The sequence below is a fragment of the Achromobacter kerstersii genome, from assembly GCF_902859595.1.
In the GTDB taxonomy this organism is placed as follows: Bacteria; Pseudomonadota; Gammaproteobacteria; order Burkholderiales; family Burkholderiaceae_B; genus Achromobacter; species Achromobacter kerstersii.
Genome location: NZ_CADIJQ010000007.1, coordinates 277,620 through 301,524, shown reverse-complemented (window position 1 = coordinate 301,524; position 23,905 = coordinate 277,620). Strand labels below are relative to the sequence as shown.

Annotated in this window: 21 protein-coding genes and 2 tRNA genes; 7 read left to right on the top strand and 16 right to left on the bottom strand. The window is 64.5% G+C overall.

Translation table 11 applies throughout. The features are described from left to right. Positions 1-89: 89 nt before the first annotated feature. From HV765_RS21040 to HV765_RS21025, 4 genes are read right to left on the bottom strand one after another with little or no spacing between them, the layout of a single operon-like run. Entirely contained in the window at positions 90-683 is a 594-nt protein-coding gene (locus tag HV765_RS21040) for a sarcosine oxidase subunit gamma (RefSeq protein ID WP_175170835.1), read from the bottom strand. Next, the gene (locus tag HV765_RS21035; RefSeq protein WP_175170834.1) at positions 673-3,699 is read right to left on the bottom strand and encodes a sarcosine oxidase subunit alpha family protein; all 3,027 of its coding nucleotides are present in this window, start codon (positions 3,697-3,699) and stop codon (positions 673-675) included. The genes HV765_RS21040 and HV765_RS21035 overlap by 11 nt, the downstream gene beginning before the upstream one ends. After that, the gene (locus HV765_RS21030; RefSeq protein WP_054424487.1) at positions 3,696-3,974 is read right to left on the bottom strand and encodes a sarcosine oxidase subunit delta; all 279 of its coding nucleotides are present in this window, start codon (positions 3,972-3,974) and stop codon (positions 3,696-3,698) included. Before HV765_RS21030 ends, HV765_RS21035 begins: the two co-directional genes overlap by 4 nt. A 15-nt stretch (positions 3,975-3,989) precedes the next feature. Then, positions 3,990-5,234, bottom strand: a complete 1,245-nt coding sequence (locus HV765_RS21025) for a sarcosine oxidase subunit beta family protein (protein WP_175170833.1) — start codon at positions 5,232-5,234, stop codon at positions 3,990-3,992. Positions 5,235-5,500: 266 nt separating this feature from the next. Here HV765_RS21025 and fdhA point away from each other — a divergent pair, with 266 nt between their 5' ends. Continuing rightward, a complete protein-coding gene (fdhA, locus tag HV765_RS21020) occupies positions 5,501-6,697 on the top strand; it encodes a formaldehyde dehydrogenase, glutathione-independent (protein WP_175170832.1) in 1,197 nt (398 codons plus the stop codon). Between the two features lie 36 nt (positions 6,698-6,733). Here fdhA and HV765_RS21015 read toward each other — a convergent pair whose 3' ends face one another. From HV765_RS21015 to glyA, 10 genes are read right to left on the bottom strand one after another with little or no spacing between them, the layout of a single operon-like run. Then, the gene (locus HV765_RS21015; protein WP_082387116.1) at positions 6,734-7,750 is read right to left on the bottom strand and encodes a helix-turn-helix domain-containing protein; all 1,017 of its coding nucleotides are present in this window, start codon (positions 7,748-7,750) and stop codon (positions 6,734-6,736) included. 21 nt (positions 7,751-7,771) lie between these two features. Further along, a complete protein-coding gene (locus HV765_RS21010) occupies positions 7,772-8,968 on the bottom strand; it encodes an FAD-binding oxidoreductase (RefSeq protein WP_175170831.1) in 1,197 nt (398 codons plus the stop codon). A gap of 9 nt (positions 8,969-8,977) precedes the next feature. Further along, a complete protein-coding gene (locus HV765_RS21005) occupies positions 8,978-10,255 on the bottom strand; it encodes an aromatic ring-hydroxylating oxygenase subunit alpha (RefSeq protein WP_054424494.1) in 1,278 nt (425 codons plus the stop codon). An 8-nt stretch (positions 10,256-10,263) separates the two neighbouring features. Next, a complete protein-coding gene (locus tag HV765_RS32305) occupies positions 10,264-11,130 on the bottom strand; it encodes an electron transfer flavoprotein subunit beta/FixA family protein (RefSeq protein ID WP_254600669.1) in 867 nt (288 codons plus the stop codon). Position 11,131: 1 nt separating this feature from the next. Continuing rightward, a complete protein-coding gene (locus HV765_RS20990) occupies positions 11,132-12,367 on the bottom strand; it encodes an electron transfer flavoprotein subunit alpha/FixB family protein (protein ID WP_254600658.1) in 1,236 nt (411 codons plus the stop codon). Continuing rightward, positions 12,364-14,199 carry a DUF3483 domain-containing protein gene (locus HV765_RS20985; RefSeq protein WP_175170830.1) on the bottom strand — a complete coding sequence of 612 codons (1,836 nt, stop codon included), beginning with the start codon at positions 14,197-14,199 and terminating at the stop codon, positions 12,364-12,366. Before HV765_RS20985 ends, HV765_RS20990 begins: the two co-directional genes overlap by 4 nt. Positions 14,200-14,201: 2 nt before the next feature. Continuing rightward, complete coding sequence (locus tag HV765_RS20980) at positions 14,202-16,265, bottom strand: NADH:flavin oxidoreductase (RefSeq protein WP_175170829.1); 2,064 nt, start codon at positions 16,263-16,265, stop codon at positions 14,202-14,204. Between the two features lie 8 nt (positions 16,266-16,273). Continuing rightward, complete coding sequence (locus HV765_RS20975) at positions 16,274-16,798, bottom strand: 4-vinyl reductase (RefSeq protein ID WP_054424504.1); 525 nt, start codon at positions 16,796-16,798, stop codon at positions 16,274-16,276. Between the two features lie 10 nt (positions 16,799-16,808). Further along, positions 16,809-17,795, bottom strand: a complete 987-nt coding sequence (locus tag HV765_RS20970) for a dipeptidase (protein WP_175170828.1) — start codon at positions 17,793-17,795, stop codon at positions 16,809-16,811. Positions 17,796-17,818: 23 nt separating this feature from the next. Continuing rightward, positions 17,819-19,096 (bottom strand): serine hydroxymethyltransferase, encoded by a 1,278-nt coding sequence (gene glyA / locus HV765_RS20965; protein ID WP_175170827.1) that lies wholly within the window; start codon positions 19,094-19,096, stop codon positions 17,819-17,821. Between the two features lie 291 nt (positions 19,097-19,387). Between glyA and HV765_RS20960 the strand changes: the two genes are divergently transcribed. From HV765_RS20960 to HV765_RS20940, 5 genes are all read left to right on the top strand, one after another. After that, entirely contained in the window at positions 19,388-20,398 is a 1,011-nt protein-coding gene (locus tag HV765_RS20960; RefSeq protein WP_054424510.1) for a GlxA family transcriptional regulator, read from the top strand. 217 nt (positions 20,399-20,615) lie between these two features. After that, positions 20,616-20,691: transfer RNA gene (locus HV765_RS20955), tRNA-Gly, on the top strand. Positions 20,692-20,746: 55 nt separating this feature from the next. After that, positions 20,747-20,820: transfer RNA gene (locus tag HV765_RS20950), tRNA-Cys, on the top strand. A 111-nt stretch (positions 20,821-20,931) separates the two neighbouring features. Next, the gene (locus tag HV765_RS20945) at positions 20,932-21,249 is read left to right on the top strand and encodes a hypothetical protein (protein ID WP_254600667.1); all 318 of its coding nucleotides are present in this window, start codon (positions 20,932-20,934) and stop codon (positions 21,247-21,249) included. Between the two features lies 1 nt (position 21,250). Beyond that, complete coding sequence (locus HV765_RS20940) at positions 21,251-21,862, top strand: DUF2946 family protein (RefSeq protein WP_175170825.1); 612 nt, start codon at positions 21,251-21,253, stop codon at positions 21,860-21,862. Positions 21,863-21,869: 7 nt separating this feature from the next. On the opposite strand, the gene HV765_RS20935 is transcribed toward HV765_RS20940, so the two are convergent. Both HV765_RS20935 and HV765_RS20930 read right to left on the bottom strand, forming a co-directional pair. Continuing rightward, positions 21,870-22,334: a nuclear transport factor 2 family protein gene (locus HV765_RS20935; protein ID WP_175170824.1), complete on the bottom strand. Its 465-nt coding sequence runs from the start codon at positions 22,332-22,334 to the stop codon at positions 21,870-21,872. Positions 22,335-22,432: 98 nt separating this feature from the next. After that, on the bottom strand, positions 22,433-22,834 hold the full coding sequence (locus tag HV765_RS20930; RefSeq protein WP_175170823.1) for a DoxX family protein: 402 nt from the start codon (positions 22,832-22,834) through the stop codon (positions 22,433-22,435). A gap of 133 nt (positions 22,835-22,967) precedes the next feature. Between HV765_RS20930 and HV765_RS20925 the strand changes: the two genes are divergently transcribed. Continuing rightward, the gene (locus HV765_RS20925) at positions 22,968-23,900 is read left to right on the top strand and encodes a LysR family transcriptional regulator (protein WP_054424520.1); all 933 of its coding nucleotides are present in this window, start codon (positions 22,968-22,970) and stop codon (positions 23,898-23,900) included. Positions 23,901-23,905: the final 5 nt, after the last annotated feature.

Sequence of the window (23,905 nt, the reverse complement as noted above, 5' to 3'; positions counted from 1 at the left end):
TGCGAATCATTGAAAAAGGGCCTCTGGGCCCTTTTTTCATGCGCGCTCGGAATGCCACGGAATGCCTTGGGAAGATCCCGCAGGCATGTTCACGGCTGATATTCCCGGGCGGCGTCCAGCAGCATTCGGCCCACATAGTCCGCAAAACTGCGGCGCACCACGGCCTCTACGCCGCCATCGTTTAATGCACGCACCATGACGCCGGCCTTGAAGTAATGGCTTTGCGCGCATTGCCCGGCGCCGAACACACGAGGATGCAAATCCAGCGGGCACCCCTTCTCAAGCACGTCGCGCGCGTGTTCGCCGCGCAGTTCCAACACCGTGTACCCGCTGCTGACGTCCACCACGCACGCGGATTGCCCAAGCAACGACGGGCGTAGCGTCGGCTCCAGTGCGGGCCGTGCGGGCATCAACGATTGCACCCACCATTCATCCGGCCCCATCCAGGCCATCAAATACCGATGGCCATGCGCCACCGTGTTGGGCGCCACGGGCGGCGCGGTGCCCAGCGTGCGTTCAATCGTCTGCACGAACGCAGGCGACTGCGCATTACCCCGCAATACCGCCAAATCCAAAAATGGCCGCTCGACGATGCGCAGACGCCGGGCATCTTCCGAATCAACGGGCGAGCGCAAGGGCGCAAGGCTGTGCAGGGGCGATTCCTGATGCGATTCAGTCCACATGCTGACGCCCTCCTTCGGGGTCGTAGAAAACCGGGCTGCCAATGGTGGCCGGCATGAATCCACCGGTGGGCAACGCCACTTCAACGAGCTGCCCCATTCTTGTGTGGCCATCCTGCACCAACGCCAGCGCGATCGAGCGATTCAGCGTGGGGCTCATGTAGCTGGACGTCACGTGACCGATCATCGGCGCAATCGGCGCGCGGCTGGGCTGGTTCATGATCTGGCTGCCTTCGGGAAGCACCAGGGACGCGTCTCGTGCCAGCAGGCCAACCAGCTGTTTGCGCTTGCCGCCTGCCGTGTGCGTGCGCGCGAGCGAACGCTTGCCCAGGCAATCCTTGGACTTGGCCACCAGCCCGCCCATGCCGAGATCCTGCGGCGTGACGGAGCCATCGGTATCCTGGCCGACGATGATGAAGCCCTTTTCCGCGCGCAGCACGTGCATGGCTTCGGTGCCGTAAGGCGTGATGCCGTATTCGCGGCCGGCCTCCATCAAGGCGTTCCAGACGCGCCGCCCCAGATTGGCCGGCACGTTCACCTCGTAAGACAATTCCCCGGAAAAGCTGATCCGCATGATGCGCGCCGGACTCGACCAGCCCACGCCGGCCAAGGTGCCTTCACGGAACGTCATGAAGGGAAAGGCTTCGTTCGAGAAATCGATATCGTGGCAAACCTTGCCGAGCACTTTTCGCGCGAGCGGCCCGGCTACCGCAAACGTGGCGAAGTGATCGGTGACCGTGGTCAGGTGCACGTCCAGATGGGGCCATTCCGTTTGCAACCAGCGTTCCATCCAGGCCAGCACGCGGGCTGCGCCGCCGGTGGTGGTGCTCATCAGGAAATGCTGCTCGCCCAGGCGCATGGTGACGCCGTCGTCGAACACCATGCCGTTCTCATCCAGCATCAAGCCATAGCGGCCCTTGCCCACCTCGAGCTTGGTCCACAGATTGGTGTAGACCCAGTTCAACAAGGTGGCGGCGTCCGGCCCTTGCACGTCGATCTTGCCCAGCGTGGAGGCATCCAGCATGCCGACGCCATTACGCACGGCCAGACACTCACGCGCGACCGCAGCGTGCATGTTTTCCCCGGGTAGCGGGAAATACCAAGGGCGCTTCCAGTTGCCGACGTCTTCGAATACCGCGCCCCGCGCCACATGCCATTCGTGCACGCAGGTCTTGCGGATGGGGTCGAAGAAGTCGCCCAACTCACGGCCCGCCAGCACCCCGAACGTGACCGGGGTGTAGTTCGGGCGATAGGTGGTGGTGCCCGTCTGCGCGATGGTTTGGCCCAAGGCGTCGGCCAGCACCGCCGCGCCGTTGATGTTTCCCAATTTGCCCTGGTCGGTGCCGAAGCCCATGGCGGTATAGCGTTTGACGTGCTCGACCGAGTGATAGCCTTCGCGCACGGCCAGATGGATGTCGGCCACCGTCACGTCATTTTGGTAGTCGACGAACTGTGTCGCGCTGCGCCGCAAGCCGCGCCGAGCCGCAAGCGCCGGCCCGGCCACCTGCCAAAGCGGCAACAACGGGTCTTGATAGATGTCGACCGTGCGCCAGGACAACTGGCTAACCGTATCGAAGCCCGCCCGCATGGCCGCTTGCGCACCCGCCACGCCGCCGCCATGCAGCGCCTGCGAGAGCCGGAATTCGCCATTCGCTGCGCCGGCGCTTGTCTGCGCCTGCGTGGCCCCATCCGGCACAAAGCACGCCAGCGCCTCGTCCCAACGCGTCTTTCCCCCGGACTGCGCGTGCAGATGCAATACCGGATTCCACCCGCCCGACACCGCGATCAGGTCACAAGCCAGCTTTTCGTTGCCCGGACCGGCACGCCCTTGCGCGAAGGCGGCGACAACGACGCCCTTCACATGGCGTTTACCGCGCGCCTGCAGCACGACCGTTTCGTTGCGGACCTCGATGCCGGCGCTGCGCACGGCATCGGGCCAGGCGCCCCGCCCCGCTGGCCGGGGATCGATCACCGTGATGTTGGCCCCGTGCTCGCGCAAGTCGAGCGCCGTGCGGTAGGCACCATCGTTATTGGTGTAGAGCACCACGCGCTGGCCGGGCAAGACACAGTAGCGCCGCAAGTACGTCGATACCGCCGACGCCAGCATGACGCCGGGCAGGTCATTGTTGCCAAACAGCAGGGGCCGCTCATGCGCCCCGGTGGCCAGCACCACCTGTTTGGCGCGTACCTTCCATAAGCGTTGGCGCACGCCCTGCCGTTGCTCGGGCGGCAGGTGGTCGGTCAGTTGCTCACAGACCGTCAGCAGGTTCTGGTCGTGATAGCCGAACGCCGTGCTGCGCGTCAGAATCCTGACTTCCTTCATGCCCTGGAGTTCGGCATGCATCCGTTGAATCCATTCGGAGTTGGCTGCGCCATTGATCAATGACGGCAGGGCCAGCAGACTGCCGCCGAGCTCGGGCTGGTTGTCGACCAGGATCACGCGCGCGCCGGCCAGTCCGGCCGCCATGGCGGCGGCCAAGCCCGCCGGGCCGCCGCCCACCACCAGCACATCGCAATGGGCGTAGCGCTTGTCGTAGTGATCGGGGTCTGGCAGCGCCGGCGCCTGGCCCAACCCGCCGGCCTTGCGTATCCACCGTTCATAACGCGGCCACCAGCGTTGCGGCCACATGAACGTCTTGTAGTAGAACCCTGCGGGGATGAAGCGCCCCAGACGCTGGAAGACGGCCATGCGGTCGCGTTCAAGGTCGGGTGCGGCATTGACGCTGCTGGCGCGCAGGCCTTCATAGAGTTCGACGGTGGTCGCGCAGGGGTTCGGCACCGTGTGCGCGCCGGTCTCGAGTTGCACCAGCGCGTTCGGCTCGTCAACACCGGCCGTCATGATGCCGCGCGGCCGGTGGTACTTCCAGCTGCGCGCCACGAAATGTTCACCATTGGCCAGCAGCGCCGAGGCCAGGGTGTCGCCCTGGCAACCAAAATAGGTGCGTCCATTGAACGTGAATTCGACCGATTTGGACGGGTCAATCCGCCCGCGGTTCGACAGCCGATGCGTCTGCGTCATCTGCGCTCTCCCGCCGCCTGCTCAAACGTATGGAACCCGTGGAACTCGTGGCTGACGGTGTCGCGCTCGGCCAGGAACCAACGGCGGCAGCCGTGGGCGTGCTGCCATTGCTCGCGCGCACGGCCGCGCACGTTCTTGCGCATGAACGCATAGTCGGCCCATTGGGCGTCGGTCAGGGTGTCGCAATCTTGTGGGCGGACGATGTCGGCTTCGCCGCCGCAGGTGAATTCCGTTTCGGCCCGGGGGCCGCAATACGGACAAGTCAGCATCAGCATGCTCAAGCTCCGTCGTCAGTGCGCCACAGCGGCAGCGCCGTGTTCGTCGATCAAATGGCCGGTTTCGAAGCGGGTAAGGGAGAACGGGGCGTTCAGCCGGTGCGGCGCGTTGTTGGCCACGGTGTAGGCGAAGACCCAGCCCGAGCCGGGCGTGGCCTTGAAACCGCCCGTGCCCCATCCGCAGTTGAAGTACAGCCCCTTGATGGGCGTGGTGGAAATGATCGGACAGGCGTCGGGAGACACGTCCACAATGCCGCCCCACTGCCGGTTCATCCGCACCCGGCTGAAGATGGGGAACATTTCGACGATCGCCTGCAAGGTGCTTTCGATCAGATGAAAGCTGCCCCGCTGCGCGTAGCCCACGTACTGGTCGATGCCCGCGCCAATAACAAGGTCGCCCTTGTCGGACTGGCTGATATACGCGTGGACTGCGTTCGACATCACGACGGTGTCCAGGACCGGTTTCAGCGGTTCAGAGACCAGCGCTTGCAGCGGATGACTTTCCAGCGGCAAGCGGATGCCCGCCATGTCGGCGATGACGCTGGAGTGGCCCGCGGCCACCACCGCCACCTTGGCCGCCTTGATATAGCCCTTGCCGGTTTCCACGCCCAGCACCTGGCCGTCTTCGCGGCGGATGCCGGTCACCGGACAGTTTTCGATGATGTCTACGCCCAGCCGGTCGGCCGCGCGCGCGTATCCCCAGGCGACGGCGTCATGCCGGGCCACGCCGCCGCGCCGTTGGAACGACGCGCCCAGCACCGGATAGCGGCAATCTAGATTGATGTAGGGGACGATTTCCTTGACCTGTGCGGGGGTGAGCCATTCGCCGTCGACGCCGTTATAGCGGTTGGCGCTGATGCGGCGTTGTGTGTCGCGCACGTCTTGCAGCGTGTGCGCCAGATTCATGACGCCGCGCTGGCTGAACATGACGTTGTAGTTCAACGTCTGCGACAACCCTTCCCACAGCTGCATCGCCTTTTCATAGAGCTGCGAGGACTCGTCCCACAGATAGTTTGAGCGAACGATGGTGGTGTTGCGCGCGGTGTTGCCGCCACCCACCCAGCCCTTTTCCAACACGGCCACGCGTTTCACGCCGTGTTCCTTCGCCAGGTAATACGCCGTGGCCAGCCCATGCCCGCCGCCGCCGACCACCACCACGTCATACTCCGGCTGGGGCTCGGGGCTGCGCCACGCGCGCGGCCAGCGTTCATGGTTCGACAGCCCGTTGCGGATCAGGCTGAAGAGGGAATAGCGGCTCATGGTGGTTCCTTGAGAAAACGAGGAGATCCGGCGCCAGCAACAACCGATGCGCGACGCATCCATTTTTCTCTGAAGGCGCGGGGCGCTCCTTGCCGCGCCGGACGGTAACTTGCCTGATTGCGACACCGGCTGGCTCCTGGCATGCGCTGTCGCCTACCCGCCGCTTCGTGTCGCCTGCAGACAGGTTGTGCGACCGCCTGCTTGCCAAAATCGAACATTGACGGGCACCCGCCCGCATTGAACCGGCCAGGTAAGGAGACGCAGACATGGCAGCGAACAGGGGCGTGGTTTACGTTGGCGACGGGCGTGTCGAGGTGCAGTCGATCAGCTTTCCCAAGCTGGTGGACCCGCGCGGCCGCAACATCGAGCACGGCGTGATATTGAAGGTGGTGTCCACCAACATCTGCGGGTCAGATCAGCACATGGTGCGCGGCCGCACCACGGCTCAGAAGGGGCTGGTGCTGGGCCATGAAATCACGGGCGAAGTCATCGAAGTGGGCCGCGATGTCGAAACCCTGAGATCGGGTGATCTGGTGTCCGTGCCGTTCAACGTGGCCTGCGGACGCTGCCGCACCTGCAAGGAACAGGACACGGGCGTGTGCCTGACGGTGAACCCGGCGCGCCCCGGCGGAGCCTATGGCTACGTCGACATGGGCGACTGGATCGGCGGCCAGGCGGAATATGTCATGGTGCCCTACGCCGACTTCAACCTGCTGCGCTTTCCTGACCGCGACCAGGCCTTGGCGAAGATCCGTGACCTGACCTGTCTGTCAGACATTCTACCCACGGGCTATCACGGCGCGGTCCGCGCGGGCGTTGGCCCCGGCAGCACCGTCTATGTCGCAGGCGCGGGGCCGGTCGGCATGGCGGCGGCGGCGTCGGCCCGCCTGCTGGGCGCGGCGGTAGTCATCGTCGGCGATATGAATCCCTTGCGGCTGGCGCATGCGCGCAAGGTCGGCTTCGAGACGGCCGACTTGTCGTTGGACGCCACGTTGGGCGAGCAGATCGCGGCATTGCTCGGCACGCCCGAAGTCGATTGCGCAATCGATGCCGTCGGCTTCGAAGCGCGCGGCCACGGCGCCGCCGGTTCGCAGGCCGAAGCGCCCGCCGCCGTCTTGAACGCATTGATGGAAGTGACGCGCGTGGCGGGCCGCATCGGCATCCCGGGGCTGTATGTCACCGACGACCCCGGCGCGGCCGACGCCGCCGCCCAGCGCGGCAGCTTGTCGGTTCGCTTCGGGCTGGGCTGGGCAAAAGCGCACAGCTTCCATACCGGCCAGACGCCGGTCATCAAGTACAACCGCGCACTGATGCAGGCCATTCTTTGGGACCGCATCAACATCGCCGAAGTGGTGGGCGTTCAAGTCATTTCACTGGATGCCGCGCCCGAAGGCTATGCGGCGTTCGATGCGGGCGCGCCCAAGAAGTTCGTGATTGATCCGCACGCCATGCTCGCCCGCTGACCCGCCCCGCGCCGCGCCGCCGGCCCCGGCCGGTGGTTACCCGCGCATCAGCCGCCGTTCGCTGGTGGGTGAATGGCCAAAGCGCGCGCGATACGCCTTGCTGAAGTGGCAGGGGGACTGAAACCCGCACGCCACCGTTACCCCCATGATGGACATCCGGGTTTGCAGCAACAGTTCGCGCGCGCGCAGCAGCCTTAACCACAGGTAGTACCGCATCGGCGACATGCCCAGGTAGTACTTGAACATGCGCTGCAACTGGCGCTGCGACAACCCAACCTGGCTGGCGATGTCCTCGAACGGCAGCGGGTCTTCAATATGCGCTTCCATCAACTGCCCGACCTTGACCAGCCCCTGGCGGTTAAAGCCCACACGGGCCGCCATCGGAATGTGCTGCCGCTCGGTGGCCAGCCGGATTCGATCCAGAATGAACTGCTCCGACACCGCGTCAGCCAGCTCCGCCCCGAACCGCTTCGTGGTGATGCGCAGCATCAGGTCGATGGGTGCGGTGCCGCCCGAACTGGTCATGCGGTCGCGGTCAATGACGTAGAGGGCTTCGGTCAGCTCAGCGGCGGGAAACTCTTCGCGGACGGCGAACAGGTTTTCCCAGTGCACCGCGCAGCGATAGCCCGACATCAGCCCCGCCTTCACCAGCGCATAACTACCGGTGCAAAGCCCGCCCAGCGCGACACCCCGCCGCGCCCAGCTATTAAGCAGCTTGATCAAGGCATCGGACACGTAGTCCTGCACCTGCAGACCGCCGCAGACGAAGACGGCATCAAAGGCGCTATCGGGCGCCGGGGTCGCCACGGGCGATATCCGCAGGTTATTGCTTGCCTGCACCACCGTGCCGTCCAGAGTCATCACAGACCACCGATACAGCTCACGCCGGCTGACGTAGTTGGCCATGCGCAGCGTTTCCACGGCGCCGGCAAACGCGATCATCGAGAACTTCGGCAGCAGCAGAAAACAGAAGTGCAGCGCGCAGGAGTCCGTGGCAGGCGAACCGAACGGCGGGCAGGTATCAGAAGGCAGAGGGACGAGGGCATGTTGCATAGGCATGAGTATCGGCCAACATCATTTGTCGATGCGCAAATCGCTCAAGGGCACACTGCAACATAACAACACCATGCCTTGGTCAATTTCGCGCTGGCGTATCCCGCCCTGGTGGCGCATGTCGACTTTGCCATCCAGCAGGCGCACCTTGCATGTGCCGCACATGCCCTGCGTACACGACGCGGGCAGGCGCAAGCCCGCATCCCGCGCGGCGTCCAGCAAGGCTTGGGCTGCACCGCATTCAATGGTGCGCTGGCTTTTCTGGAAAACAATGCTGAACGCGATGGCGGGTGCGGCGTTGGCATTCGGGTTGGCATTCGGCTTTGAATCCGGCTGTGAATCCGGCTGTGAATCCGGGTTGGAATCCGGGTTAGCTGCTCGCGCGGACCATTCCGTCACGCCCGGCGCTGGTTGCGCCGCGGGCAAGGCGCCGAACGAGAAACTCTCTTCATGATGCCGCGCCATGTCGAAGCCGGCTTCGTGCAGCATCGCTCTGACGGCCTGCATATACGGTGCTGGCCCGCAGACAAAGATCTCGCGCTTCATGAAGTCAGGCGCCATCAACTGCAACAGCGGCAGCGTGATGCGGCCCGTCAGGCCATGCCAGCCCCCCTGCTCACCCAGCCCTTCGCAAATGAAATGCGCCCGAAACCGCTGCTGGCTGGCCGCCAGCAAGGCCAGTTCGCGTCCGAAGATGATGTCGTCTGGCGTTCGGGCGCTATGCACGAATACGGTATCGCGGTCATCGCATAAGTCCCGGTGCGTGCGCGCCATCGACATCAACGGCGTAACGCCGGAACCCGCCGACAAAAATAGATAGCGCTCTGCCGGATGCAGCGCTGACGAAAAAGCCCCGGCCGGTCCCAGCACGCGCACCGAATCGCCCACTTCCAGATGGTCATGCAGCCAGTTCGACACCGTGCCGCCCGGCACACGCTTGACCGTGATCGACAGGGTGTGCGGCCGGGTCGGCGGTGACGAGATCGTGTAGCAACGGTTCACGCGCTGGCCATCGACTTCCAGCTCCAAGGTCAGGAACTGGCCGGGTGAAAACTGAAACGCATGCCCGGCCAACGACCGGAAGAAGAAGCTCTTCACATCGTGCGTCTCTTGCCTGACCTGGCAGCATTGCAGGGATTCCTCGACATCGCTGTCCCAAAGCGATGGCAGGCGCCGCCAGAACTCGGGTTGATGGATGCGTCGAAGCGCGTGCGGCATGGCGAGACCTCAATCCAGATAGCGCGCCGACAGGCGGCCGATGTACCAGTTGCAGAACTTTTCCACCAGCGCCTCCGTATGCGGCGAATAGGGGCCGGGCTGATAGGCCGCGCTGCGCACCCCTTGCTGCGAAAGTTCCACCAGCGTACGGTCTTGCGCATTGGTCGCCCGCCACACGGCAGTCAGGTGATCAATGTCGTAATCCCGGTGCTCTTCCGCGTCCTTGTGCACGAGCCAGCGGGTGCGAACCAGCGTTTTCTCAGGCCCCAGCGGCAGCACCGAGAACGCCACGATGTGGTCGCTCATGAAATGGAACCAGCCGTTGGGCTGCGTCCACAGCGACAGCCCGCCCAGGTCGGGTCGCGCCAGATCGCCCAGCAATTTGCGCGATGCGGCATTGCCGTCCAGCGTTTGGGATTCCCCGCTCAGGTCCAAAGGCAAACGCCGCACGCGATAGCCGGTGACGCGGTCATCCAGCGCGTCGCGTTCTTCGGAGGGCAGGCCGGCCGCTTCCCACTCCAGGCAGCGTTGCGCCGATATTTGCGCAAAGTGTTCCAGCTGCCGGGCATTGGCGGGGGACGGCTGGTAGCCGAAGCCGAATTCGAAGACCGACACGGTCAGCTCAGGGTGGTTGGCGGCGCAGTGATAGCACTCGCGGTTGTTCTCCATCGTGAGCTTCCAGTTGCAGTCTTCCACGATGTCCACCTGCGCCGCGACCTTGCAGTCCCGAATTCGATGCGGGCGCAGATAGGGTTCGACCTGCTCGCGAAAGGCTTGAAAGTCTTCGGGTGCGTCGGGGTCCAGGCAGATGAAGATCAAGCCGCTCAAGCTCTCGATACGCACGGGCTTCAAGCTGTGCTGGCTTTTGTCAAAGTCTTCACCCATGTGCTCGGCATAGGCCAGATTGCCGTTCAGGCGGTACGTCCATTGGTGATAGGGGCACACCAGGTTGCCCACCGACCCCTGGGCCTGCGAACACAAGCGCGACCCCCGGTGACGGCACACGTTATGAAAGGCGCGCAACTGATCATCGTCGTCACGCAAGATCACCACCGGCTGCCGGCCGACATCCACTGTGATGTAGTCGCCCGGCTCGGGGATGTCGGGTTCGACCGCCACAAAGATCCAATGGCGGCCGAAGATTTCTTCCATGTCGAGATCGAAGACGGCCGGACTCAGATAGAAATCGGCATCCAGGCTGTAGCCCGGCCGCCGATTGGCGATCAGGGCGCGGATGGCATCGTCCGCCCGCGCAGGAACGACGGGAATCTGTTTGAAGGCATTCATCGTCCACCTCAATAGTCGATCAGGCTGTGACGGCGCAGATAGGCAATGACTGCCTGCGCCTTTTCAGCGGGGGTGCCCTGGGTGATCACCGCGCCGCCGCGGCTTTGCATGGTGGTGGCGGCCAGCAGCCGCGTCCGCCCCGACCGTGACTCCCGCGCGGCCAGCTTGACGGGCGGCACCACGGCCGGTTCAACCCGCGCCGGCGGCAAGGGCGCGCCCACCACGCGCGCGACGCGTGCGGCAACGTGGCCAGCGCGTTGGCGGGCATAGACATGGCGTGCGTCGAACGGCGCCAGCGGATGCACCGCCAGCACGGCCGGCAATGACGAGGCGACTTCGCGCCGCCTGCCTTTAGGCAGGAACTGCTGCGTGACGACGCTGTCCGCGTGCAGCTGCGCGGTCAGCACCGCCGGCAACAACGGGACATGCAAGGCCTGCGCCAATAAATACGGCAGCAGGCCACTGCCTTCACCGCCTTCCGCCCGCGTCCCGCACAGCACGACGCTGTAGCCGCGCACGCGGTCGACCAGCGCGCCCAATACGTCGCGCCCGCACGGCACCTCGATGGCGTCGACGCAGGCCGCGCCCAGCGCCAGATAGTCGCGCAATGCGGGCTCGGCGGGATCGCCGGCATGGATGACATCGATGTCGGCGGCCGCAGGCGTCTCTGTCGCAGAACCGCCTGCCGCAGGACCGCCTGCCGCAGGTTCGCCTGCCGCAGGACCGCCCGCCGCAGGGTCGCCTGCCGCAGGTTCGCCTGCCGCCCTCCTCACCATCTCCTGCGCCAGGGATAGCGCGAGCGCGTCATTACGGCTCCAGCGCGCCGCGCCGCTGACCGGGTGGACGCCGACGGAAACGAGCACGGCGATGCGCAGCTTAGTCATGATTCACCTGCTGGGCGGGGTGCGCGGCCCGCGCACGCTGAACCTCGGCCAGCAGCGCCTGGGCCACGCTTTGTGTGTCATCGATGATGCTCAGGTCGGCGCGTCTGACAAGCGGCGCGCTGGCGTCCAGATTCACGGCGATCACGTGACGGCAGTTCTTGATGCCTTGCAGATGCTGCACCGCCCCCGAAATGCCGAATGCCAGATAGGCGCTGGCGCTGACCGTCTTGCCCGTGGCGCCGATTTGCTGGCTGCGCGGAAAGCGGCCGTCATCGACCGCCACGCGGCTGGCGCCGACCGCCGCCCCCAGCGCGTCAGCCAAGCCCTGAAACCCGGTCAGATCCCGCACGCCGTTACCCGCGCCGACGATCAGGTCAGCTTCTTGAAGGTCGACTTCCGTGGCCGGTAACGAACGGGTGCCGTGATCCCGATAGGCGGAGCTGGCTCGCAGCGGCGCGAGCTGCGCCCGCTTGCCATGCCCGATGAACGGCAAGCGCTCGTCGACGACATCGGGCGCCAGCAGCACAATGCGCGGCACGCCCCGAGACAGCGCCCGCCATTGCATGCGAGTGTTGCCTGAGTACGCACTTGCCGCGCCCTCGTGGGTCAAGGCCACGACGTGCGTGGCGACCGTGTCGCGGGTCGCCGCCGCCAGACGACGGCCAAGGTCGCCATCCGGCAGTCCGTTGTCGGGCAGGAAGATGTGCATGGGACGAATGCGGTCGATCAGGGTCAGCAAGATGGCCAGTTCGACGTCAGGCGCATAGGCCGGCGGAGCCAAGGTAGCCGGAATGGCCGGGGTGGACGGGGTGGACGGGGTGGACGGGGTGGACGGGGTGGCCGAGGTAGCTGAGGTAGCAGTGGTGGACGAGGTAGCCGAGGTAACCGTGTTGGACGGCACGAGTGTCAGCGCGTCCACGCCCAAGTGCGCGGCGTCCGCGTCCAGCTCGCCGAACACAAGCAGATGGACGGCGGTGTCCGCTTGCGCCAGCAAAGCGGCGGCGGCGATGGCCTGGCGCGCGTGTGCATCCAGCTGGCCACGATCGCTATGGGCAACGGCCAACACGGCGCGCAACGCAAACCCGTCCGTGCGCAAGGGCTTGTTCGCGGCCGCGGGCTTGGCGCGCATGCCGTCAGGCTGAGCGCGTTCCAGCACAATGCGCTTGATGCCAGCCGCGGTCAGCGTATGCGGCCGGCGGGCGGGAAGTCTGCGGATGGCGTTCATCATGGCTCCAAGGCGTCGGCGACAAGTTCGGCGATATCCCGCACATCTGGCCGCGGGCCTACCACCCCTTCCAGCATGACCGTGCAGTTTGGGCAGGCGACCGCCACGGTCTCGGCGCCCGCATCGCGCGCATCCTGAATGCGCAGATCGGGAATGCGCTGCTTGCCGGGGATGTCCGTCAACGCCGCGCCGCCTCCGCCTCCGCAGCAACGCCCGTTCAGCCCGTGGCGCATCATCTCTTTGATGGGAAACCCCAAATGACGCAATAGCTCGCGCGGCGCCTCGGTTTCGCCGTTGTAGCGGGCCAGATAGCAAGGGTCGTGATAGGTCAGCGCCCGAGGCGGGTCGGCCAGCTTGACTCTAAGACGGCCCGCCTTGAACAGCGCCGACAGCAGACTGGTGTGATGCAACACCCGATAGTGCCCGCCGAGCGCGGGATATTCGTTGCGCAGGCTGTGCAAAATGTGGGGGTCTGCCGTGACGATGCGGTCGAACGTCAACGCCGACAGCGTCCGGATCAGGCGATGGGCCAAGGTCTGGAAGGTGGCCTCGTCGCCCAGCCGCCGGGCGACGTCGCCGGTATCCGTTTCCAGAACGCCCAGCACCGCGAAGTCGACCCCTCCCGCTTGCATCGCTTTCACCAGCGCCCGCAGGCTACGTTGGTACCGCATGCCGAACGCGCCCTCGCCCACGATCAGCAACACATCCACGGACTTGCCGGGTTGAATTTGGGCCACGACCAGATCGGCCGCCCAGTGAAAGCGCGCGCTCAGGTCGAAGCCGCCTGCGCTTGCGGTCTCGCGCAGATTGTCCAGCACGGCAGGCGCCTTGCCCGGCGCGGCGCCATGCTCAAGCGTTTGCTGGCGGCGCATGTCGATCACGGCGTCGACGTGTTCGATCAGCATGGGGCATTCGTGCACACACGCCCGGCAGGTGGTGCAGGCCCATAGCGAATCTGGTGCGATCAGGCCGGGAACGATGGGTTGCGTGGCCGCGCCCGCCATCCCCGTGACCAGATCCTGGATCAGCTTTTTAGGATTCAGCGGCTGGCCGGCCGCATAGGCGGGACAGGCGGCTTCACACTTGCCGCACTGCACGCAGGCGTCAAAGCTCAGCAGCTGGTTCCAGGCAAAGGCAGAAGGCTGGCCCGCGCCCAGCCGTTCAGCGCCGGGTTCACCGCCCAGCGCCAAGGGACGTAGCGCCGCCCTTTGCCCGGCCGATGTTCGGCCGAAACGTTCGGGGCGTGGATGGAACGCCAGATGCAGCAAGCCCGCGAACGCATGCTTCATCGGGCCGCCACGCGCCATGCCCGCCGTCAATTCCCACGCGCCCACCGCCAGCAGCGCGACGGTGGCCAACCCTGCCGCCCCCGACAACAACGGCGTGGGAATGCCGCCCAGCAGCAACAAGCCCAGCGCCAACGCGCCCAGCATCCATGGCAGCCTGTCCCACATGCCGCGTGACAATCTGGCGGGCGGGGTGCGGCGGCGGTGCCAGACAAAACCTACCCCGCCCAGCATGATCAGCGCCGCCAACGCAATGGCCAGGTCCAGCGCGGGCGAATAGAGCGCCAATCCGTAGTTCACGGCCACCAGCGCCATGGCCGCCACGGCGGCGCCCGCCGTCGCAATGTGCGTGCGAGCGATGTAGGGGTCGCGCGCCACCACCCGGTGCAGGTCTACGAAGTAGCGCTTGGGTGCCGCAAGCAGATCCCGCCAGCGCACGGGCGCCGTGCGCCCGGTGCGCCATAGCGCCGCACGGCGTAGCCCGCCCGCGGCGACGCCCAACACCGACAACCAGAACAGGCCCGTAATGACGGCGGCGAAGGGTGCCATGATCAGAAGTCCTTACACAGGCGCAAGGCGTCGTAGATGGACGCATGGATGTTGTGCATCGAAATGCAATCGCCAACGCGGAACAGCAGATAGCGGCCGTCGCCGAGCGTTTCGGAAAGCGCCGGCTGCGGTTCGGCGGCGTATAGCGCCTGCACATCGGTTTGCCCCAAGTTGACCGACTGGGGCTTGAGCATCCAGTACAGCGCGTCGTTAGGCACGATGCCGTTTTCGATCACCACCTGATCCACCACGCGTTCTTCGCGCGCATCGGTGTATTCATTGCGCAGCAAGGCGATGGTCTTGTCGCCTTCGGTACTGACGCGTTCCAGCCAGTAGTTGGGCGTGAACACGACGTCTTGTGCAGTCAGGCGGCGGTAGAAAATCGGGAACGTGGTGCCACCCACATCGTCGGCCACTTTGGGGTCGGGGGTGACGACTTCAACCAATGAACCCCGGCTTGCCATGAAATCCGCCACACCAGCGCCCGCGTGCGTACCGATGCCGTCGTAGACCAGCACATTACGCGCGGGCTGTTTCTTGCCTGAAAGAATGTCCCAGGCGCTCACGGCCAGCCCGCTTGCAACGCCCCATGACACCTGCTCGTACACGTGGCTTAGGCCGCCCGTCGCCAGCACCACGATGTCGGGCTGTTCCGCCATGATGCCTTCCTGAGTGGCGAGCGTGCCCATCCGGCAGTCGACCCGCAGCCGTTTGAGCTCCAGATCAAACCAGCGGACGATGCCATCCATCTGCTCGCGCTGGGGCGCTTTGGCGGCCAGCAATATCTGGCCACCGATGGCGGCGTTGCGTTCGAACAGGACGACATCGTGCCCACGTTCGGCACAGACGCGCGCGGCCTCCATGCCCGCGGGGCCGGCGCCCACCACCACCACCTTTCGCCTGGGCCCGCGCGACCGGGGAACGATATGCGGCATGGACACTTCCCGGGCCGTCGCCGCGTTTTGGATGCACAGCACATCAAGGCCGTCGTACTGCCGGTCGATGCAGTAGTTGGCGCCCACGCACTGCTTGATCTCGTCCTCGCGGTCATCGCGGATCTTCATGACCAGATGCGGGTCAGCAATGTGCGCGCGAGTCATGCCGACCAGGTCCGCATGGCCCGCGGCCAGCAGCCGCTCGGCCTGCACGGCGTCGCGGATGCTCTGCGCATGCATCACGGGAATATGCACGGCCGACTTGATACTGGCCGCCAGATACGCAAAGGGTTCGGGCGGCAGCGCCATCGGCGGCATACAGTTGGCCAGCGTGTTGTGCGTGTCGGCCCCTGACCCGATCACGCCCAGGTAATCGATCAAGCCCGTCTCGGCCATGGCTTGCGCAATCTCGCGTAGCGCGTCGTGATCGAGCCCATCTTCGTGGAACTCATCCCCGCACATGCGCAGCCCCACACAGAAGTCCGGCCCTACGGCCTCGCGCACCGCTTTCAAGACGTCGATGCCAAAACGCAGGCGGTTCTCAAGGCTGCCGCCATAGGCATCGTCGCGAAAGTTCGTGCGGGGGCTCCAGAACTGGTCAATCAGGTGCTGGTGCGCGGCCGATATTTCGATGCCGTCCATGCCCGCCTGCTGCACGCGTCTGGCCGCCGCGGCAAAGTCGCGGATGATGCGTGCGATGTCTTCCACCTCGATCGTCTTGGCGTTGCCCCGGTGAACGGGTTCGCGCACGCCGGACGGCGTCAGCAGGTGCGGCCAATGCTCGCCATGCCAGGCCGAGCGCCTGCCCATGTGCGTGGCCTGAATCATGACCTTGGCGCCATGGCGGTGCATGGCTTCGCTGAGCCGGGCCAGTGGTTCGATGACGCGGTCGGTCGTCAGGTTGACCGACCGCCACCACCCTTGCGGGCTATCCAGCGACACGGGGCTGGAACCGCCACAGATGGCCAGCCCCAGCCCGCCCTTGGCCTTTTCTTCGTAGTAGGCGATGTAGCGGTCGCCCGGCAGGCCGCCGGGCTCGGCGTGGACCTCGGCATGCGCCGTGCTGACGATACGGTTGCGCAGCACCACGCGGTTCAGCGTCAGGGGCGCAAACAAGTGGGGATAGCGCATGGCCGGCCTCAGGCAGCGACAGGGCGAACGGTGAATTCGCAGTGGGCGTGCCCCTCTCCTGCGCAGCGGCTTTCCACGCACTGCGCGCGTGTGACGCCCCCGTGCTGGTCAGCCACCCAGTCCATCGCGCCCGCGAACCAGCCCGAGAACATATGGCACAGCTTCCCGCTGGCCTGGGGTTGGGCAAGGACGAACGCGGAATGGCGCAATTCAATACGCGCCGTCATCGCCGCCGGGTCGGCGTCGGTCAGCCGGAACAAGCCCCATCCGCGCTGAGACAGCCGCATCAGGTAGTGCTCGTACACGGCAAGGCCGGCGAGCCGGTGTTCCTGGGATTCCTTGTCGCACCAGTAATAGGCGGATTGATGGCCCGCGTCGTACAGGATGCGCGCGTATGTGTCGCGGCCCAGCGCGCGTTCGGCCGCCAGATGGTTGTTGATGAAGAAGTGGCGCGGCACATACAGCATCGGTAGCCCGTCGGTGCTCCAGACGCCGGTCTGTTCGTTGACGTCGATAGGCAGCTGGGGATTCATCGCAGGCTCCTTATTTTGATGCTGCCTGGCCCGGCCAGACTTCGCCGAACACGCGCAGCCAGTTCTCACCCAGAATTTTCCGAATGTGCACCTCGCTCCAGCCGGCCCGCTGCATCGCGGCGGTCAGGTTGGGGAATTCGCCGATGGTCTGGATGCCTTCGGGATTTCGGATGGCGCCGAACTCGGTCAGGCGGCGATAGCGGCCCTTGTCGTGCGTCAGCCAATCGAAGAATGGCTGGCCATAGCCTTGGGTGAAATCGGTGCCGATACCCACGGCGTCTTCGCCGGCCAGGTTGACGACGTAGGCAATGGCTTCGACGTAGTCGTCGACCGTAGCCTGCACGCCGCGCTTGAGGAAGGGCGGGAACATCGTCACGCCGATGAAGCCGCCGCGTTCGGCAATGAAGCGCAGCTGGGCGTCGGTCTTGTTGCGCGGGTGGTCCTTCAGCCCCGACGGCAGGCAGTGCGAATAGCAAACGGGTTTGGTGGACGCCAGGATGGCTTCTTCGGACGTCTTCGCGCCCACATGCGACAGGTCAACCATGATGCCGACCCGATTCATCTCGGCCACGACTTCATGGCCGTAGCCGGACAGGCCGCCATCGCGCTCGTAGCAGCCGGTGCCAATCAGGTTCTGCGTGTTGTAGCAAAGCTGAACCACGCGCACGCCCATGTCGGCAAAGGCTTCGACCGCGCCCAGATTGTCTTCAAACGCGTGGCCATTCTGGAAGCCCAGGATGACGCCGGTGCGGCCGTCGCGCTTGGCTTGGCGGATGTCGTCGGTGCTGCGGATCAGCGTGAGCAAGTCGGCGTTGTCGCGAATCAGGCGTTTCATTTCGGCGATGTTCGCGACGGTTTGATCAAACCCTTCCCAGACAGACACCGTGCAATTGGCGGCGGTCAGCCCGCCGCGTTGCATGTCTTCGAAAACGGCCCGGTCCCACTTGGAGATGATCAGGCCGTCAATGACCGTGCTTTTCTGATGCAGCGTGTTCATGGGATGCCTCGGTGCAAGATCAATCAATAGATGGGATGGCGCTGGCACAAGGCCAGTACTTCGCCGCGGATGCGGCGCTCAACGGCTTCGTGCTCGTCGGGGCTGGTCGACAACATGTCGATGACCTGGACGATCATGTCGCCCACGGCGCGGAAGTCGTCTTCGGTAAAGCCGCGCGAGGTGCAGGCTGGTGTGCCCAAGCGGATGCCCGAGGTCACGGAAGGCTTTTCCATATCGAAGGGAATGCCGTTCTTGTTGCAGGTAATGCCCGCCAGTTCCAGCGTGCGTTCCACGTGCGCGCCGGTCAGGCCCTTGGAGCGCAGGTCGAGCAACAGCAGGTGGTTGTCGGTGCCGCCGGACACCAGGTCGACGCCGCCGCTTGCCAGCACATTGCCCAGCGCTTCGGCGTTATCCAGCACCCGGCCGATATAGCGTTTGAAATCGGCTTGCAACGCTTCGCCGAACGCCACGGCCTTGGCCGCGACCACATGCATCAGCGGCCCGCCCTGCAAACCGGGAAAGACGGCGGAATTGATTTTCTTGGCGATGGCGCCGTCGTTGGTCAGGATGAACCCGCCACGCGGGCCGCGCAGCGTCTTGTGCGTGGTTGACGTCACGACATGGGCGTGCGGCACGGGACTGGGGTGCTTGCCGGCTGCCACCAGCCCCGCAATGTGCGCCATATCCACCATCAGCATCGCGCCGACCTCGTCGGCGATGTCGCGAAAGCGGGCGAAATCCAGCTTGCGGGGATAGGCCGAGTAGCCCGCGATGATCAGCTTGGGCTTGTGTTCCCGCGCCAGGTCGCGAACCTCGTCGTAATCGATCAGGTAGGTGTCGGGGCGCACGCCGTATTGCACGGCATTGAACCATTTGCCGGACATCGCCGGCCGGGCCCCATGCGTCAGGTGGCCGCCCGCGTCCAGTGACATGCCGAGCACGGTGTCGCCCGGTTGCAGCAACGCCAGCATCACGGCGCCGTTGGCCTGCGCGCCAGAGTGCGGTTGAACGTTGGCGTAGTCGGCCTGGAACAATTCGCGCACACGCAGAATCGCAAGCGACTCGACCTCGTCCACATGCTCGCAGCCCCCGTAGTAACGGCGGCCGACGTAGCCTTCGGCGTACTTGTTGGTCAGCACCGAGCCTTGTGCGTCCATCACCGCGCGCGACACCATATTTTCAGACGCGATCAGCTCAATTTGCGACTGCTGCCGGCGCAGTTCGCGGTCTTGCATGGCCATCACAATGGGATCGCGCTTGGCGAGCGGCGCAGCGAAGAACGGAGATGAACTCTGGAACATGAAACCCTTCCTGCTTGAGCGATGACATTTGAAAATCCGGCACGCGCCGAGCCTGTGAGGCATTCTTTCCCAATCGGCTCAGAGGCAGTTATCCCAAGCGGACCAGATCTTGTCCGATTGCGACAAGGCGATGGCGTCATCGGCCGCAAATCCGCATGCAGACTGGCTCTGCGCGTTTTAGTAATTGTCTTAAGGGTTTAAACGTATGGCCGCTCCACCACGCAACCTTTAAAAGCCGAAGCAGCTGAACCAGACATCGGTTCATCGGAATTCCGAACAAGGAGCGTGGTCATGATTACCCGTCCGACGGGCCCGGATCGTCAGCGTCTCAGGCATTTCGGCTTCCTGCCTTTGCCGCACTTCACCATGCTGTCTTTCTCGACCGCGATCGAAGTGCTGCGCATGGCCAATCACCTGTTGGGCGTGCCGTATTACCGCTGGTCGGTCGTCAGTCCGGCAGGCGGACCGGCAATGGCCAGCAATGGGCTGTCGGTGCACGCCACGCCGCTTGATGACACGGATTTGCCCGATGCGGTCTTTGTGTGCGGCGGCACACGCTTGAATCCGCAGACCGATCAGGCCATCTTGAATTGGCTGCGTGATGTGGCTGCGCGGCACATCACGCTTGGCAGCTTGTGCACAGGCACCTATACGCTAATGAAGGCGGGCTTGCTGGATGGCTACCTCTGCGCAAGTCATTGGGAAGATATGGAAACGCTGCGCCGCGAATTTCCCGGCTGCCGGCTGTCTGAAGACCTGTTCGTGATCGACCGAGATCGCATCACCTGCACGGGCGGCACCGCGCCACTGGACATGATGCTGAACCTGGTGGGAGAGTCCGCCGGGCCCGCCATCGTGGCCTCCATCGCCAACCAGTTCACCATCGAACATGTGCGCGACCACAAAGACAAGCAGCGCCTGCCGATGTCGATCCGCATGCCGGCGGCGCATCCGGCCTTGGCCGAAGTGATCGCGCTGATGGAGGTGAACTTGAAAGAACCGCTGTCGCTGGATGAACTGGCGAACCTGTCGGGCGCGTCCCAGCGCCAGCTGCAACGGCTGTTTCGCGAGCACCTGGACACCACCCCCAAGCAGCATTACCTGAGCTTGCGGCTGCGGCACGCCCGCGCGCTGTTGCGGCAGACGCCCATGTCGATCATGAGCATCACGTCGGCCTGCGGGTTTCAATCCGCCTGCCACTTCAGCAAGTCGTATCGTGCGGTCTATGGCGCGGCGCCCAGTTCAGAGCGGCGCAATCCGCAGCCCATGGAACATTTTCACTACGGGGCAAGCCCGCCATAAGGCGATGGGCGCGTCACGCTGATCCATGGGCGTGGCTTTTTTCAACACGCTTTTCGCCCCCTCTACACAAGCCCAAAATTCTGTGTATAATCGCTGTCTTTGGTGGAGACGGCCTAGCGGGAAATGTCCCGAAGTCCTCATCAAAAAAAGCAGAAATAGCGTGCAGAGATGCATGCAGTACTAGATAACACCAAGCCTAGTACGACGGTAGTACCCTGCGGGAGTAGCTCAGTTGGTAGAGCGCAACCTTGCCAAGGTTGAGGTCGCGAGTTCGAGACTCGTCTCCCGCTCCAAATACAAAAAGGAAGCAACGGCCAACACCGCGCTTCCTTTTTTCTTGCAAGTGCTGGCGCAATGGCAGAGTGGTTATGCAGCGGATTGCAAATCCGTGTACGTCGGTTCGATTCCGGCTTGCGCCTCCAGCATCTTTTCCCCCTCCCCCCCGTATTTCCCGCGCATCTGGTTACGCATCCCTACGCGCTGTCAATCGAATGATTGCTATGGTGACGCCGTTTTCAATTAACGTCGATCTTATGCACCGCATTCTGAAATCCCGTGCCTGTTCCCCGTTGCTTGCCCTGTCGACCGCGGCATTGATGTCGCTTGCGCCGATGGCGGCCGAGGCTGATTCCGACCGGCACCATCACCGCCACGGACGCGAGTACAAAGAGAAGTACTGGGACGGCGCGTGCAAAGTCGAACGCAAGTGGAAGCGCAACGGCGAATACACGGAAAAGCGCAAATGCCGCGATGACTATCGCGGCGGCTACTACGCGCCGCCGCAGGTCGTGATGCCCATGGCGGCGCCGGCCATCATCATCAACCCTCCCCCCATCATCATTCGCCCCTGACATGGATCAATCGGTGAAGGACGCAATCGCCCGCTGGCCCAATGTGCCGGCCGTGTATGGCTGGCTGTCGCTGGACGGGCGCGGCCGGTGGCGCCTGCACCCCCAGGGCCAAGCTGCACAAGGCGGCGCGGGCGAGTCCATCACCAATACCCAGATCCTGGACTTCATCAATCGCAATTACGAACACGATGAGGCCGGCCGCTGGTATTTTCAGAATGGGCCGCAGCGGGTGTTTGTGCGGCTGGATGGCGCGCCCTATGTGCTGCGCCTGAGCGACAACAACCAAGGCCTGCTGACGCACACGGATGTGACGGTGGCCGAGGTCAGCCACTGGTGGCTGGACGACGCGGGCCAGTTGTACGCAACAACGCCCGCCGGTGCGGGCATCGTGATGGACCGCGACCTGCCCGCGCTGCTGGAACGGCTGGTGACGGAAAGCGGCGCGCCATTGCTGGACACCTTGGCTGATCTGGCGCCCGCACAACGCATCACCGTGTCGTGGCCAGGCGTGTATGCCGCCGCCCCTTTAGAGGCAATCACCAGGCAGGACGTTGCGCAGCGCCTGGAATTCGACGCCAACCCCAGCGCCAACCCCAGCGCCACGCCAGACTAGGCCCGCCTTAGAACATGCCGTTGGTATTGGCGGATTGCTCGGGGATGGGCTGCACGGCATCCCAGTGTTCGACGATCTTGCCTTGCTCCAGACGGAAGATGTCGATGATGGCATTGCCCCGCGTGCCGGGTTCACGCACCGCATGCACATGCAGGATCACGTAGTCGCCATCCGTAAAGACTCGCTTGATCTCGCTGTGCGACTTCGGAAATTTGTCGCGCAAATAGGCGACGAACTTGCGAAAGCCCTCGGGGCCGTCGGCCGCGTTGGGGTTGTGCTGCACGTAGCGTTCGCCCACGTATTTCAGTGCGGCGTCGGCATCCTTCTGATTCAACCCCTTCTCGTAGAACGCCAGCACGGCTGCCTTGTTGGCGGCTTCTTGCTCGGGCGAGGCCTGTGCGGCGGGCGACAGGGCCGCGGCGAACAACAGCGCGCCCACGGCGCGCTTGGCGAAGGTCATCGGAAACAGCATGGGAACTCCTGAATGAATAAGGGCGGGCGGGTCATTCTATGACCCGCCCGCCCCGGCAACCACGACCGCAACGGTTAACAGTCTGGTGCGCGCGGCGCTCAGCCGCGGCCGCTCTTGACCAGGGCGAACTTGCCGTCACCCAGCAGCACCAGCACGGCGGCGGCCACGGTCAGGAAAATGGGATATTCCCAGCCACCGCCGGAATTGCCAAAACCCCAGCCGTTGCCAAAGTGAACGGTCGACGCCACGAACAATTGCACCACGGCGATCGCGGCGACCCAACGCGGCACGATACCCAGAATCAGCAACACGCCTGCGCCCACTTCAAAAAACGTGACCGGGTAAGCCAGCCAGCCGGCAAAGCCGATCTTGGCGAAGAACTGCGCGGTGCCGGGCAGCGTGAAGACCAACAGCTTGGTCAGGCCGTGGGCCAGGAACATGACGCCCAGCGCCACACGCAACAGCAGCGCGGCATAAGGCGCGGTACGGGTATCGATCATTGCACTCTCCTTCGAGCGAGTTTCGGGAATCGCCCAAAACGGGAAGATTCTTCATGGCCGCTATTCTTACGATTCCAAAAACAAAGATAAACATGCAGAATTGCAAATTATTGTTCCCCGATAGGAAACAATCTTGGATACGCACACCGCCATGCAGACCTACGCAAAGGTCGTGGAACTGGGCTCATTCGCGGCCGCGGCCGACAAGATGGGCCACGCCCGATCCGTGGTGACGCGTCAGATCGCCTACCTGGAACAGAAGTACGGCGTGCGCCTGCTGAACCGCACAACACGCAAGCTCAGCATGACCGACGCCGGCCGTGCGTTCTATGAACGGGTGCGGCCGATCCTGGCGGAAGTGGCGGATCTGGAACTGTCGCTACAAGCCGAAGGCCAGCGCCCCAGCGGCCGCCTGCGGGTCAGCGCGCCGGTGTCGTTCGGCATCCTGCACCTGGGCCCGGCCATTGCCGAATACCTGCAGCGTTACCCGGACGTCATCATCGACCTGGACCTGAACGACCGGGTGGTGGATCTGGTGGAAGACGGGTACGACGTCGCGGTGCGCATCGGCCCGCTGCTGGATTCGTCTCTGGTGGCGCGCCCGTTGGCGGCGCAGCAACTGCTGGTTTGCGCCGCGCCCGCCTACCTGAAGCGCCACGGCACGCCACAAACCCCCGAAGACTTGAAGCAGCACCGCTGCCTGCATTACGCCTACGCCAGTACTGGCAATGAATGGCATTTCGAGAAGGATGGGGTGACGCATTTGGTGCGTGTGAACGCGGCCCTGCGCGCGAACAATGGCGACGTGCTGCGCACCGCCTCGCTGGCCGGACACGGCATCATCCTGCAGCCCGAATTCCTGGTGGGCGACGACATCCGCGCGGGCCGGCTGATCGCCCTGCTGACCGACTACGCACACACCCCGATCTCGATGTACGCCATTTACCCCCACCGGCGGTTCCTGTCGCCCAAGGTGAGGTCGTTTGTTGAACACCTGGAAGAGCGCTTCGGCAGCCCGGCCCCGGCGTCGCCAGCCAGACGCGCCAGTCCCCGCCGCAGCCGTTAGAATCG

Excerpts from the sequence above, each read along its gene's own strand:
- HV765_RS21040 (WP_175170835.1), bottom strand. The coding sequence starts at position 683 with ATGTGGACTGAATCGCATCAGGAATCGCCCCTGCACAGCCTTGCGCCC.
- HV765_RS21015 (WP_082387116.1), bottom strand. The coding sequence starts at position 7,750 with ATGCAACATGCCCTCGTCCCTCTGCCTTCTGATACCTGCCCGCCGTTC.
- HV765_RS20940 (WP_175170825.1), top strand. The coding sequence starts at position 21,251 with ATGGATCAATCGGTGAAGGACGCAATCGCCCGCTGGCCCAATGTGCCG.
- HV765_RS21030 (WP_054424487.1), bottom strand. The coding sequence starts at position 3,974 with ATGCTGATGCTGACTTGTCCGTATTGCGGCCCCCGGGCCGAAACGGAA.
- HV765_RS20980 (WP_175170829.1), bottom strand. The coding sequence starts at position 16,265 with ATGCGCTATCCCCACTTGTTTGCGCCCCTGACGCTGAACCGCGTGGTG.
- HV765_RS20970 (WP_175170828.1), bottom strand. The coding sequence starts at position 17,795 with ATGAACACGCTGCATCAGAAAAGCACGGTCATTGACGGCCTGATCATC.
- HV765_RS20975 (WP_054424504.1), bottom strand. The coding sequence starts at position 16,798 with ATGAATCCCCAGCTGCCTATCGACGTCAACGAACAGACCGGCGTCTGG.
- HV765_RS20960 (WP_054424510.1), top strand. The coding sequence starts at position 19,388 with ATGATTACCCGTCCGACGGGCCCGGATCGTCAGCGTCTCAGGCATTTC.
- fdhA (WP_175170832.1), top strand. The coding sequence starts at position 5,501 with ATGGCAGCGAACAGGGGCGTGGTTTACGTTGGCGACGGGCGTGTCGAG.
- HV765_RS20985 (WP_175170830.1), bottom strand. The coding sequence starts at position 14,199 with ATGGCACCCTTCGCCGCCGTCATTACGGGCCTGTTCTGGTTGTCGGTG.
- HV765_RS21035 (WP_175170834.1), bottom strand. The coding sequence starts at position 3,699 with ATGACGCAGACGCATCGGCTGTCGAACCGCGGGCGGATTGACCCGTCC.
- HV765_RS20945 (WP_254600667.1), top strand. The coding sequence starts at position 20,932 with ATGCACCGCATTCTGAAATCCCGTGCCTGTTCCCCGTTGCTTGCCCTG.
- HV765_RS20930 (WP_175170823.1), bottom strand. The coding sequence starts at position 22,834 with ATGATCGATACCCGTACCGCGCCTTATGCCGCGCTGCTGTTGCGTGTG.
- HV765_RS20935 (WP_175170824.1), bottom strand. The coding sequence starts at position 22,334 with ATGCTGTTTCCGATGACCTTCGCCAAGCGCGCCGTGGGCGCGCTGTTG.
- glyA (WP_175170827.1), bottom strand. The coding sequence starts at position 19,096 with ATGTTCCAGAGTTCATCTCCGTTCTTCGCTGCGCCGCTCGCCAAGCGC.
- HV765_RS21010 (WP_175170831.1), bottom strand. The coding sequence starts at position 8,968 with ATGCCGCACGCGCTTCGACGCATCCATCAACCCGAGTTCTGGCGGCGC.
- HV765_RS21005 (WP_054424494.1), bottom strand. The coding sequence starts at position 10,255 with ATGAATGCCTTCAAACAGATTCCCGTCGTTCCTGCGCGGGCGGACGAT.
- HV765_RS20990 (WP_254600658.1), bottom strand. The coding sequence starts at position 12,367 with ATGATGAACGCCATCCGCAGACTTCCCGCCCGCCGGCCGCATACGCTG.
- HV765_RS21025 (WP_175170833.1), bottom strand. The coding sequence starts at position 5,234 with ATGAGCCGCTATTCCCTCTTCAGCCTGATCCGCAACGGGCTGTCGAAC.